General features: G+C 67.0%; 7 protein-coding genes and 6 pseudogenes. 5 read left to right on the top strand and 8 right to left on the bottom strand.

Translation table 11 applies throughout. The annotated features are described in order from the left end of the window. The first annotated feature begins 5 nt into the window (after positions 1-5). Positions 6-422 carry a hypothetical protein gene (locus tag T428_RS0116150; RefSeq protein WP_025737295.1) on the top strand — a complete coding sequence of 139 codons (417 nt, stop codon included), beginning with the start codon at positions 6-8 and terminating at the stop codon, positions 420-422. Positions 423-578: 156 nt separating this feature from the next. Then, positions 579-1,794: pseudogene (locus tag T428_RS28680) on the top strand (GNAT family N-acetyltransferase). Positions 1,795-1,805: 11 nt separating this feature from the next. Here T428_RS28680 and T428_RS31285 read toward each other — a convergent pair. Beyond that, positions 1,806-2,744: an alpha/beta fold hydrolase gene (locus tag T428_RS31285; RefSeq protein WP_025737294.1), complete on the bottom strand. Its 939-nt coding sequence runs from the start codon at positions 2,742-2,744 to the stop codon at positions 1,806-1,808. Positions 2,745-2,863: 119 nt separating this feature from the next. Between T428_RS31285 and T428_RS0116135 the strand changes: the two genes are divergently transcribed. Continuing rightward, positions 2,864-3,832, top strand: a complete 969-nt coding sequence (locus T428_RS0116135) for a 2-hydroxyacid dehydrogenase (RefSeq protein ID WP_025737293.1) — start codon at positions 2,864-2,866, stop codon at positions 3,830-3,832. 4 nt (positions 3,833-3,836) lie between these two features. Here the strand turns inward: T428_RS0116135 and T428_RS0116130 are convergent, their stop codons facing one another. The 3 genes and pseudogenes from T428_RS0116130 to T428_RS28665 all read right to left on the bottom strand — a co-directional run bounded on the left by T428_RS0116130 (position 3,837) and on the right by T428_RS28665 (position 6,353). Beyond that, entirely contained in the window at positions 3,837-4,535 is a 699-nt protein-coding gene (locus tag T428_RS0116130; RefSeq protein WP_025737292.1) for an ABC transporter permease subunit, read from the bottom strand. 71 nt (positions 4,536-4,606) lie between these two features. Next, positions 4,607-5,542 (bottom strand): annotated as a pseudogene (locus tag T428_RS35795) (aliphatic sulfonate ABC transporter substrate-binding protein). Positions 5,543-5,568: 26 nt separating this feature from the next. Next, positions 5,569-6,353: pseudogene (locus T428_RS28665) on the bottom strand (ABC transporter ATP-binding protein). 308 nt (positions 6,354-6,661) lie between these two features. On the opposite strand from T428_RS28665, the gene T428_RS0116115 reads away from it, so the two are divergent. Then, entirely contained in the window at positions 6,662-7,873 is a 1,212-nt protein-coding gene (locus tag T428_RS0116115) for an MFS transporter (protein ID WP_084298778.1), read from the top strand. Positions 7,874-7,883: 10 nt separating this feature from the next. Here the strand turns inward: T428_RS0116115 and T428_RS0116110 are convergent, their stop codons facing one another. Next, positions 7,884-8,825, bottom strand: a complete 942-nt coding sequence (locus tag T428_RS0116110) for an alpha/beta hydrolase (protein WP_025737290.1) — start codon at positions 8,823-8,825, stop codon at positions 7,884-7,886. Between the two features lie 167 nt (positions 8,826-8,992). On the opposite strand from T428_RS0116110, the pseudogene T428_RS28660 reads away from it, so the two are divergent. Beyond that, positions 8,993-10,064, top strand: a pseudogene (locus T428_RS28660) (LLM class flavin-dependent oxidoreductase). Here T428_RS28660 and T428_RS32145 read toward each other — a convergent pair. The 3 genes and pseudogenes from T428_RS32145 to T428_RS0116080 all read right to left on the bottom strand — a co-directional run bounded on the left by T428_RS32145 (position 10,065) and on the right by T428_RS0116080 (position 12,367). After that, positions 10,065-10,782: pseudogene (locus T428_RS32145) on the bottom strand (NUDIX hydrolase). Between the two features lie 25 nt (positions 10,783-10,807). Further along, positions 10,808-11,688 (bottom strand): annotated as a pseudogene (locus T428_RS28655) (TIGR03854 family LLM class F420-dependent oxidoreductase). Positions 11,689-11,944: 256 nt separating this feature from the next. Beyond that, on the bottom strand, positions 11,945-12,367 hold the full coding sequence (locus tag T428_RS0116080; RefSeq protein WP_025737287.1) for a nuclear transport factor 2 family protein: 423 nt from the start codon (positions 12,365-12,367) through the stop codon (positions 11,945-11,947). Between the last annotated feature and the right edge of the window lie 4 nt (positions 12,368-12,371).

Below are 12,371 nucleotides of genomic sequence, written 5' to 3'. Positions count from 1 at the left end.
GCGTCATGGATCGTGCGGTCGTCGCGGCTGTCGGGTTGTTCGTCGCCGGCGGCTGGGTGGGAATGCCTGCGGCCGCCGCGGATAACCCGACCTGCATGGCGTCGGCGTGCGCGTTCGTGTCCCCGTCCCGCAACATCAGCTGCGAGGTCAACTATCAGCGAGCCGGCCTGCCCGACGAGGCGTATTGCCAGACGATGGAGCCGCCGCAGTCCGTCCAACTGTCCCCGGCCGGCGTCGTCACCCCGTGTCAAGGGACGTCGTGTCTGGGCAACCCAGGCGAGAACACGCCCACCCTTGCCTACGGGCAATCCGCGAATATCGGTCCCTTCAGCTGTATCTCGAAGCAAGAAGGCGTGACGTGCACCGTGTCCTCGGGCAACGGGTTCGCGCTCTCCAACGCGGGGATCACTTCCGTCGGTTGACGCTGCACTTTCCGGTCGCGTCGGCCCTGCCTTGCTGCCGGTCGTGGTGGTCGGCAGCGACGCTGCGCTGATACCGGTCCTGTTGCGGATGCGCCGAGCGGGCTGAATTGGCAGGCTCTTGACGGCGGCGCCGGGCGAACAAGACATGATGGCGCAATGACCGCCGAGATCCGGGTTCTCGAGAGCGAGAGCGACCTCGTCGCCGCGCTCAACGTGTTTCGCGTCGCGATGGTGGGCTTTCCGCCGATACCGGATTTGCCACCCGGTCAGATCACCAAGATGATCGAGCCCGGACGGATGGTCGGCGCGTTCGTGGGGGGACAACTGGTCGGCACCGCGGACGCCGCGACAAGCAGGCTGACCCTGCCCGGCGGGGCGCTCGTCAGCCACGCCGCCGTGACGCATATCGGAATGCTGCCGTCGTTCACCCGGCGAGGCATCGCCACCGCCCTGATGCGGCACCAATTCGACGACTTCGCCGCCCGGGGTGAGGTGGTCGCGTCGTTGCGGGCCTCGGAGGCCACGATCTACGAGCGCTACGGCTATGGCGTGGCGACTTCGGCGCAGAGCGTGGAGATTCAGACCGCGCGGGCGGCGTTTCGGCCCGTGTCGGGCCCGGGGGCCGGTGCGGCTGGTCGGCGCTGCCGAAGCCTGGGAGATCCTGCCCCGCATCTACAACGCCCATCGCCCGTCGCGGCCGGGAACCATCGACCGCCCCGCGGCCTGGTGGGAGGGCGTACGGCTACGCACCGAATCATCAACGGGTGCTTGGTATGTCGCCGTGCACGGCCAACCCGGGGCCGAGTCCGGTTTCGTCCGCTACCGCCCCGTCGACACAGACCGGTGGTTCGTCAGCGATCAGCGCACCATTGGGGTCGAGGATTTTTTCGCACCGACCACCGATTCCTACCTAGGGCTGCTGCGATTCCTGCTGGAGCTGGATCTCATTGACCGAGTGAAGTTTTGGCTGCTGCCCCTCGACGACCCGCTGCCCGAACTGCTGGTGGACCGTCGAGCTGTCACGGTGACCGCGGTGCATGACGAAACGTGGTTGCGCATCGTCGATGCCGAGCGGGCGCTGGCGGCGCGGTCCTATGCCGGGACCGGCTCGGTCACCGTCGCCGTCAATGACCCACTGCTGCCAAAGAATTCGGCGAGCTTCACCATCGGCGAAGGCGGCGCCATTTCGACGAACCGGCCCGCCGATTTGCACGTCGGGATCGAGGGGCTGGGTGCGGTGCTGTTGGACGGCACCACCTGGCGCAGTCTGGCCGTGGCCGGACGGGCCCGAGCCGAGGATCCGGCGGCGCTGGCGGTGGCCGATCGGCTGTTCGCGGTGCCCGAAGCGCCGCATGCCGGAACGTTTTTCTAAGCAGCGACGGGTCACCGGATCGGCTCAGACCGCTGGATCACCAGCCGAACGCCGGCCGCCACCAGGTCGGGCTGGTGGATCTGGACAAAGTGATCGCTGCCGGTCGCGATCAGGTGCGGGGTCTGAGGCCGTAGCGCGATCAAAGCCTCCGTCGCCTCTCGCCACGCCCGTTCCAGATTCGCCCCCTGCTCGGCCGTGACGGTGCCCGGAATCGCGAACGGCTCGGTTCTGGTCAGCACGACGGTGGGCACGGGCGGGAAGGGCGGCGCCTCGCCGACCTGGGCGACGCTCGTGTCGATGTCGATTTCCTCGAACGAGTCCGCGGTCGCGAACTGGGGCAGCGGCGTGTCCAGCTGCCGGCGATAGATCGGCCAATCCGAACCCATCAGGCTGGGTATCTCGATGGGAAAAGCATCCACGAACGCCAACGCGCGCACCTGTTCGGGATAGGTCTGGGCGTAAAGCCGGATGAACAGCCCGCCCAGCGAGTGACCGACCAAAACGTACGGCCCCGGTAGGTGTGCGGCGGCGAGCAATGCGTGCAGGTCCTGCACGACGTCGCGCGCGGTGCGTGGCATCGCAACCGGTGAACTCCGGTCGGTGATGCTGGGCGGGCCGGGGAAGCGCAGGGTGCCGGGCCGGTCGTAGGCACAGACCCGGTGTTCGTCGGCCAGGACCGGCAGCACTCCGGGACCGACGGCCGGCGGGTCGACGTAGGACCGATTCCATGGATCCGAAGAGTTGTGATAGCCGGATTCCAAAATGATTGTCGGACTGCCCCTTCCGTGGCATTCGAGATAGAGGTGGCGCCCGTTGCCGATGTCGATTGGACCGGCAAAGTCGCCGCCGCCCGCGGTCGGTGCGGTGCGGCCGTGCGCGCCGCATCCCACCAGCGCCAGCAGCACGGCGATGGTCATCAGGAATCGACGGGTGCCGGCATCGGTCTGCATCGTGTCATTGTGCAGCTAAGACCGCCGCGGGTAGCGGAACTTCGGGCAAGATTGCGCACCGGCGTTTCTTACCCGCCCTCGTCCGCGGAGCGATCGCCGGCTTGGGAGATGATGCAGTGGTGACGGTCGAGAAGAGGAACGACGTACTGAGGGTCGGCAACAACTTCGAGCCCACCTTCGACAGCGAACTGGCGGCCCGCTACGAAATCCCCGCACTCCCAGCGGGTCCACAGCGAACCGAGTTCCTGGCCGGACGCGCGGAGCGGATTCGCGTGGTGGTCACCTCCGGCAAACCCGGAGTCGACGCCAAAATTATTGCGGCCCTGCCTAATCTGGAGGCAATCGTCAACAACGGGGCCGGCGTGGACATGATCGATCTGAAGGCGGCCAAACGACGGGGTATCGGGGTGAGCAACACCCCCGACGTACTCTCGGATACCGTCGCCGACACCGCGCTCGGGCTGATCCTGATGACCCTGCGCCGCTTCGGTGCGGCCGACCGGTACGTGCGAGCCGGACGGTGGGCGCGGGAAGGGCCATTCCCGTACGCCAGAGACCTCAGTGGTCTTCAGGTGGGCATCTTGGGGCTGGGCCGCATCGGCTCGGCCATCGCCACCCGGCTGCTGGGATTCGACTGTGCCATCGCCTATCACAACCGGCACCGGATCGACGGGTCGCCGTACCGCTACGCGGACTCGCCGCTGGAGTTGGCCGAATCCGTCGACGTCCTGGTCGTCGCTACCACCGGCGACGAGCGGGCGCGCCATCTTGTCGACCGCTCCATTCTCGAGGCCCTGGGTCCCGAGGGCTACCTGATCAACATCGCGCGCGGCAGCGTCGTGGACCAGGACGCGCTGTTAGAGATGGTCGCCGGCGGGGCGCTGGGCGGAGCGGGGCTGGACGTATTCGCCGACGAACCCAATGTGCCTGCGGCGCTGTGCGATCTGGACAACGTCGTGCTGTTCCCGCACATCGGCAGCGGGACGGCCCGCACCCGCCGGGCGATGGCGCTGCTGGCAATCCGCAACCTCGACAGCTACCTGAGCACCGGCGAACTGGTGACACCGGTGCTGCGGCCCGGCAAATAGACCGCTACCGCCGCCGTATCAGCCGCTTCTCCACCGCGGCCAGGGCGCTGTCGGTCAGCTTGCCCAGTCCGGCCAACAGAACGATCGCCAACAGCATCACATCGGTGCGCCCGGTGTTTTGGCTGTCGAGCAACAGGAACCCTAGCCCCTTCGAGGACGCGATCAGCTCGGCCGCGACCACGAACAGCCATGCGTTGGCCAGGCCCAACCGAAGCCCGTTCACCAATTCCGGAGCCGCGGCGGGCAACATCACCGTCGCAAGCAGCGAAGCACCACGTCGGCCGTAGGCCCGCCCCACCTCAACAAACTGTGGGTCGACGTGGGAAAGTGCCGACGCCGTCGTCGTGTAGATCGGAAAGAACGCACCGATGGCGATTATCAGGATCTTCGACGTCTCGTCGATGCCAAACCACAAGAGCAGCAACGGGACCCACGCCAGGGACGGCACCGTACCAAAGGCCGCGATGGTCGGCGCAAGCAATCCGCGCACCACCACCGACAACCTGACCAGCGAACCCAGCGTGAGCCCTGCGGCCGCGCCGGCGAAGTAGCCGACCAGAACCCGAGAACCGCTGGCCTGCAGGTGAGTCCATAGTTGGCCGCGGCGCAGGAGTGCGCCCAACGCGGACATCACGTCGCCGGGCGGAGGGAGCTGGCTGGGCGCGAAGAACCCGGTGACTGCCGTGGCAAGCTGCCAGATCACCAGCAGCAGAACCGGGACGGTCAGCCCCACCAGCGCCGACGACACCCTCGCCGACCGGCCGGATCGTGACGTCAGTGCGCCTGCTGCGCGTATTTCGGCTCGATCAGTGTGTTCAGCGCGCCGCGGCTCGCGTCGTCGGACTTGATATCGGAGTCGGCCACCGCGAGCGGCTCCACCCAGGTCAGCATCGTGCGAACCGGATCCCCCGGCACCGGGTCGATATCCACCAGTGTCCGGGTCAGCTCTTCCTGTGCCACGCTCAGCGCTATGTTCGCCTGCGAGGCCAGTAGTGCCGCCAGTTGATCGGGATGCGCCTTCGCCCACTTGCGGGCCTCCTCATAGCTGTTGACCACCGCCTGCAGGGCTTCGGGATGGTTAGCGATGAAATCCTCACGGGCGTTCAGCACGCCAAAGGTGTTGAAACTCGGGTTGCGGTAGATGAAGCGCGAGCCTTGCTGCTGAATGGTCTGCGCGATGAACGGGTCCAATCCGGACCACGCGTCGACGTTGCCGCGTTACAGCGCGGTCTTGCCGTCGGCGTGCTGCAAGTTGACGATCTCGACGTCGCTGGGCGAAATCCCCACTGTCGCAAGCGATTGCAGCAAGAAGAAGTACGGGTCGGTGCCCTTGGTGACGGCGACCTTCTTGTCCTTCAAATCGGCCACCGAGTTGATGGGCGAGTCCCTGGTCACCACCAGCCCGGTCCACTCGCCGCCGGCGTAGAGGTCGACGACCTTGATCGGCGACCCGTTGGCCCGCGCGACCAGGGCGGCCGAACCGGCGGTCGACCCGACGTCCAGCGCCTTGGACCGCAAGCCTTCGTTGGCCTTGTTGCTGCCCGCCGAAATTACCCAGGTGACATTGTAGCCGCGGTTTTCCAGCAGGTGCTGATCGCGCACCACCAGACTCAGCGGGTTGTAGTAAGCGTAGTCCAGATGGATGTCCTTCGACGCCGTAGGGCCGGAGTTCGAACCGCAACCGGAGACCGCGACGATGCTCGCGATCACCGAAATCGTGGTCAATTAACGAACTTTCACCATGCCTTTGCCTCACTGCTACGTCGGGGTACACCGAGCTCGTCCAACAATTGCTCGCGCAACGCCGCGATACGCGGATCACCGCGATCGCGTGGTTTGGGTATCGCGACTTCGTGCGTCGCCGCGATACGCGCACCACCGGTGGCATCGGCGCGCAGAATCAGCACCCGGTCGGCCAAGATCGCGGCCTCGTCCACGTCGTGCGTCACCAACACCGTTGTGGTGCCGGCCTCTTGCTGTACGGCGTGGAGTAAGTCCTGCATCCGCAATCGGGTCAGCGCGTCGAGGGCAGCCAGCGGTTCGTCGGGCAGCAGGACACGCGGGCGCCGCGCCAGGGCACGCGCGAGGCCCGCACGCTGCGCCATTCCACCGGATACCTGGCGCGGACGGTGGTCGCCGAACTCGCGCAACCCGACGACGTCGAGCCAGTGTTGCACCGCACCAGTGTTTTTGGCTCGCGCAGTGCCGGGAGGCAGGCCGTACTCCACGTTGGCGGCCAGCGACCGCCAGGGCAGCAGGCGGGGCTCCTGAAAAACCACCGCGCAGCGCGGGTCGATGCCACAACGGCTTCACCGTCGATCTCAATGCGCCCTTCGGTCGGACTGTCGAGCCCGGCGATGAGCCGCAGCAGCGTCGACTTGCCGCTGCCCGACGACCCGAGCTACGCGACGACCTCACCCGGCTCGATTTCGATGTCGACTTCGTGCAGCACCGTATGCGTTCCGAACGTGCGGTCGACACCGCGAAGAGATACCCGGGTCAGCGCCGGATTAGTCGACATCACCCGCGCAGCCTAGGAATCGTTGTGAAACACCGCCAGGTTTGCTTCGGTCGTGATTCAAACCCGGCCGGGCCGGGCAGACTTCGCCGGTGACAACCGCTGTTGTATCGCGATCCCGGAATAACGAGCCGAGGGGCGCCGTCTGTGCACAGGGCGCTGCGCTGATTTCCGCGGCGCGCTGGACAAGCACAGCGCTGTGGCCGATATCACCGCGATACACAGTTTTTCGATCAACCGCGTGCAGGGATTGGGAGGAATCAGTGTGCAGGTCGAATGTGGCAGTGCCCGGCCGGGCGCAACCGGCGCCGGTGGAACCGCATGGACGCGACGTACGCGATGAATCCGAGGGAAGTGGGCCGCTATTCGCCGCGGTGTTGGCCGTCCTGCTGGCGACTGGCTGGGCGGCCAACCACTTCGCGGGGCTGATCCCCGCACTCAGCGACCACGAGCACCTCAACCGGGCAACGCTCGACGCGATCTTCGGGATCTACGCGGTGGGACTGCTGCCCGGGCTGCTCATCGGCGGCCGCGTGTCGGATTTGCTGGGACGCCAGTCGGTGGCCTGGGCGGGATCGATCATCGCGCTCACGGGCACGATCGCGATGTTGGTGTCGCAGCATTCGACGGTGTTGCTCGGCGGACGTCTGGTGGTCGGGGTCGGGGTCGGACTGCTCGTAAGCTCTTGCACCGCATGGGCTTCCGACATGAGGGGGCCGGCCGGTGCGACCGTCGCCGGTGCCGTCCTGACGGCTGGCTTCGCGGTCGGCCCGTTCGCGTCGGGGGTGATCGCCTCGGTGGGAAGCTCCGGGCTTTGGGAATCGTTCGGGATCGCCGCCGCGCTGGTCGTGCTGGCGCCCGTGGTCGCGGTGGTGGCGGCCCAGCGCGCGGACGCGACCGTCGCTGCACCGGTGCCCGGTCCGCAGCCGGCCGCATCGGGACGTCCCGACACCGCCCGGGTGTTGAGTTGGGCGCTACCACTGTCGCCGTGGGTGAACTCCTCGGCGACGCTGGCATTCGTCACGATCCCCACCCATGTGCACACCGGGCTCGCGGCTCCGATGGCGGCGGGGACCGCGGCGCTGATTGCCAACGGCGTCAGCGGCATTACTCAGTTGATCGCCCGCGCGCGTCAGTGGGGCCCGCAAGCGGGCACCATCGGCGCCGTGTTGGCCGCGCTCGGCTATGCGGTCGCCGCGGCGGCGCCCTCCGCCATGCCGCTCGGGGTGGGCCTGTCGCTGCTGGTGGTTCTCGGCTGCGCGTCCGGGCTGCTGCTGCGCGAGGGCCTGATCGACTTGGAAGCGGCTGCGCCGCAACGCTTGCGCGGTGCCCTCACCGGAATGTTCTACACGGTGAGCTATATCGGCTTCGGCCTGCCCATGCTGTTGAGCACCATCGGGTCAGCCAAGGCCACCGCCACGATCCTGGCGGTGCTGGCGGTGCTGGCGTTCACGACCGCTACCGCCCGGGCCGTGCGGCTGCGGCAAACCACCCACCGGCAAAGCGATTTCCGGTTTGTGTGAGCGCCGGCCGCTACAGCGCCAACGCTCGGCGCAGCACCGCGATCTTCTCCGCCTCTTCGCGCTTGGAGATCGTTGCGTCCTGTATCAACATCGAGCCGTGGAAAGTGCCCGGGAACATATGCAATTCGACGGTCACGCCTGCGGCAAGCATGGCCAGCGCGTAGGCGACGCCTTCGTCGCGCAGCGGGTCGAAATGCATGACCGAGACGTACGCGGGCGGCAGACCCGCCAAATCGGTGGCACGCGCCGGCGCCGCGTAGATCGGCACGTCGTTGCTGCCGGCGCGGCCAGCACCCAGGTAGCTGTCCCAGCTGACGACCGCACGGGGGCGGCTCCACAGCGGGGTGTCGGTGAAGTCGGTCATGCTTGCGGTCGTCAGCCGGTCATCGAGTTCGGGCACCGAGAGGAACTGGAACGCGATGTGCGGCCCGCCGCGGTCGCGGGTCAGCAGAGCCAGCGCCGCGCAGAGTCCGCCCCCGGCGCTCATACCGTGGATGGCGATGCAGTGCGGATCGATACCGAGTTCGTCAGCCCGCGCCGCCATCCAGACCAGCCCGGCGTACACGTCCTCCAGTCCACCCGGATACGGTGTTTCGGGTGCCAGCCGGTAGTCGACGGCCACCACGACGACGCCGAGTTCGCGGGCAAGCATGACGTTGGAACCGTGTTCGGTTTCCAGAGCGCCGGCGATGAAGCCGCCGCCGTGCACGCTGTACACCGCGGCCGCAGCGCTGGGCTGCTCGGGACGGTAGATGCGAATCGGCACCGCGGGATCACCGTCACGGCCCGGGATTTCACGGTCCTCGATTCGTACTCCGGTGGTGTCCGGCACCGGAAGCGCGGCGATGAAGTCCGACATCGCCGCCCGGATGGCCAGCGGATCATCACCCGGCATGTCGGGCAGATGGGGAAGCACCGCAGCGATTTCCGGGTCGAACGCATACGTCGTCATGGACACTCTTGAATATGTTACCGGCACGGTCGCTCGCTATATTGCCCCCGGCGTCGGTGTCTGGCTAGCCCGATTTCGCGGTTTGCGCAGGCTGGACAGGTGGGCGCGTTTTCGAGACGGCTGCCCGGGTGGAATGAAGTCGAGCATCAATCGGTTCCTGTAGGTCGATGAAGTTCCTGCTGATAACGCTGATCACGCATGTTCCGGATCCTGTTTCGGGCACGCGGCTCAGCCCCGCCGAGCGGTTGCGCGATGTGGTCGACAAGGCGGTGCTGGCAGAGGAGCTCGGTTTCGACGGGTTTGCGGTCGGCGAGCGCCACAAAGATCCGTTCATCTCGTCATCGCCCCCGGTGGTGCTGAGCAACATCGCGGCACACACCTCGAAAATCAGTCTGTTCACCGGGGTTACGACGTTGAGCTTGCTCGATCCGGTCCGCGCGTTCGAGGATTACTCCACGCTCGACAACCTGTCCGGCGGGCGCCTCGAGCTGATCATCGGCAAGGGTAACGGGGCGGCACAGGCCCAGTTGTTTCACGTGACGGCCGAAGACCAGTGAGACCGCAATCGCGAAGGTTACGAGCTGTTTCGACTGCTGTGGGAGAGCGACAACGTGACGTGGTGGGGCAGGTTTCGGCCGCCGTTGGTCAACGCCAAGACACTGCCCAGGCCGCTGCAGCAGCGGATCCGGATCTGGCATGGCAGCGCCACCAGCAGGGACTCCGTCGACCTCGCGGCTCGTCACGGCGACCCGATTTTCTCCGCCAATGTCATCACAACCCCGTCGAGCCCTACGCCGCGCTGGTGCGCCATTACCGGCAGCGCTGGGAGTGCTACGGACGCCGCCCCGAGGATGCGCTGGTGGGTGCCGGAACCGCGGGATTCTACGTCGCCCGAACGTCGCAGGAAGCGGTGGCGGCCTACCGGCCGATGTTCGAGGCACGCCTGGCATTCGCGCGCCGCGCCGGGCCCCGGTGGTGTTCGACTCGATCGAGGATTTCGTCGAGCGAAGCTCCGCGCTGGTGGGCAGTCCCGAGCAGGTGATCGACAAGGTGGGTCGCTACCGCGAGCAGCTCGGCCATGAAGTGATGCACCTGTCCGCCGATGCCGACGGCATCACGGCCAACCAACAGCGTCGCAGCCTGGAACTGTTTCAATCTGACGTCGCCCCGGTTCTGCGTGCGCGCATTCCGAGTCGGCCGCTTGTTGCTCAGTCGGCCGCCAAAGAGGTTGTCAGCTAACTACTTCCACGCGATTACCGGTTGCTCGAGATGGTCGACCGAATCGTGGCGTCCCTCCAGGCACAACCAGCGCAGCTGCAACAACACCGCCCCGGTCGGTGCGTGGATGAGGTCGTTTCCTAACGGAATCTGCACTACCGGTCGCGGGCTCTCCTTGATGGTGATGCACCGCGGCGAGTCGTCGCGCTGCAACTGATGTAGCCCCACCCGGTATACGGCCACGACCTCGTCGGGGGCCGGATCGAGATCGAGCCGTCCGCCTCCCCAGATCACCACCGGTGTGATGACGTACCCGGATCGCGTCGGATAGTCGTCGAGCAGGCCCAGCACGGTCGAGCCGGGCAATGCGATGCGGACTTCTTCGCGCAGTTCCCAACGCCGCGTCGACGGCTGTCTCGCCCGCATCCAGCCGGCCGCCCGGAAGTGCCCACTGCGCCGCGTGTGAGGTGAGACGAGATGCCCTGCGGCACAGTAGAAATGCCGCGCCGCCCGAGACGTCGACCATGTGGCCGTCCAGATCGGCGGCCGGCATCGGTCGACCGGTGTTCCAGTCCGCGACGGACACCGGGTCGACGCGGTCCTCCCCGACCTCCGAATCAACCAGCACCACCGCGACGGCCGCGTGTCGCTTGGTCGGATCGCTGACCACGCGACGGTCATGGCTCGCGAGATGGTCGCGAATCCGATCGCGCAGTGCCGCGTCGTACGGGATCGTCACTTCTCGAGCGTAAGCGGCACCGCCCTTAGTTCTGCCGCCCGGCCAGCTCGGCGACGAAGCGGTCGATGAAGCGGTCCGGTGACCCACCGCCGGCGGGCCGGATGACGATTTCGTCAAGCCGGCATCCAGGTAGGCGTCCAGCTGCCGATGCAGTTGATCCCAGCTCGCGGCGATCAGGTCGGCGGGGTCGACGTCGGGGCGGCGCCGGCGGGCCGCGGCGACCAACTCCGGCGACAACGCGCCGTCCGCGACGCCCAGCGAAATGCCGAAGTGGTCCGGCTCGATCTGTCGGCCGGCCTGCTCCGCGGCCCGCTCGATCGCCTCGCGCCCGGCGCGCGCCTCGTCCGGTGTCATAAAGCTGCCCAACCAGCCATCCGCCAACGTCCCGATGCGCCGAAATGCCGCCGGTACCGATCCGCCTAGCCAAATGTCCAGTGGCGGAGACGGTTTCGGGGTGATCACCGCCCCGCTGACGGAAAAGTAGCGGCCGCTGTAGCTGGCCGACTCCTCGTCCAGCGCCGAACGCAGCACCGGCAGCGATTCGTCGAACACCGCGGCCCGCTCCCCGTCAGGGACCTCGAACAGCTCGCGCTCGGCCGGTATCGCCGACCGCAAACCGAAGGCCGGAAGCACGCGCTTGGGTGCGATGGCCGCCAGGGATGCCAGCTGTTTGGCCACCAGCACCGGATGGCGGCCGGGCAGCACCGCCACGGACGTGCCCACCTTCAATCGGGTCGTCCGGGCGAGCGCATAGGCCATGCCCACGACGGGATCCACCGTGGGTGCGTAGACCAGCTCGGAGAACCACAGCGAATCCACCCCGCTGCTCTCCAGGTGGTCGACGATGTCGGCGAGTTGATCAGGCGTGCTGTCGGCAGCCAGTCCGACCCCGAAGCGAATCTTCACCCGCGTCTCCCTTCGCGCTTGGCCCGCATGCGTAGCGCAACGCGGAGGCGGCGCCGTTTGTGCCCTCTACTATGCAGAACCATGACCGACAGCGACGTCGTGGCGATCACGCAACTGGTGAACCTGTACGGGCTGGCAACCCGTTGGTCAACGAGATGATCGCGGGCGTGACATTCGACCTGGCCACCTCGGTGCTGCGCCGCGAAGCCGGCGCCGGACGCGTCGGAATCCTTCGCGTCGTCGAATGACGCGGCCGTCAGGCGGTGGCGAACTGCTCGGCCAACTCGACGGCCTCCTGCTGAATGCGCTCGAACTGGGCACCCATCGCTTCGGCTAGCGTCGTCGCCCCCGACAGCGGACGCACCATCACCATGCAGTCGTCGATCAGGCCGCTCTCGTCGAAATGCAGGAAGTCGCAGCCGGTGATCTTTACGCCCGGCACACCGGAGATGCCGGTCTCGAAGATCAGCGCATGATCGCGACCGTCGGCGCCCGCGATCTCCCGCACGTAGCGGAAGCCTTCGAAGATGCGCAGCACGCCACGCAGAATCGCCGCGGTGATCGGCTTGCCGACGTACGGCTTGAACGCCACCGGGCTGGTGAACACCACGTCATCGGCCAGCAATGCCTGGATCGCTGACTCGTCGCGGTCCTCGACCGCCTTCCGGAAGGGATCCATCAGA

Source organism: Mycobacterium genavense ATCC 51234, from assembly GCF_000526915.1.
GTDB lineage: Bacteria > Actinomycetota > Actinomycetes > Mycobacteriales > Mycobacteriaceae > Mycobacterium > Mycobacterium genavense.
This window is presented reverse-complemented; position numbering and strand designations above follow the sequence as displayed.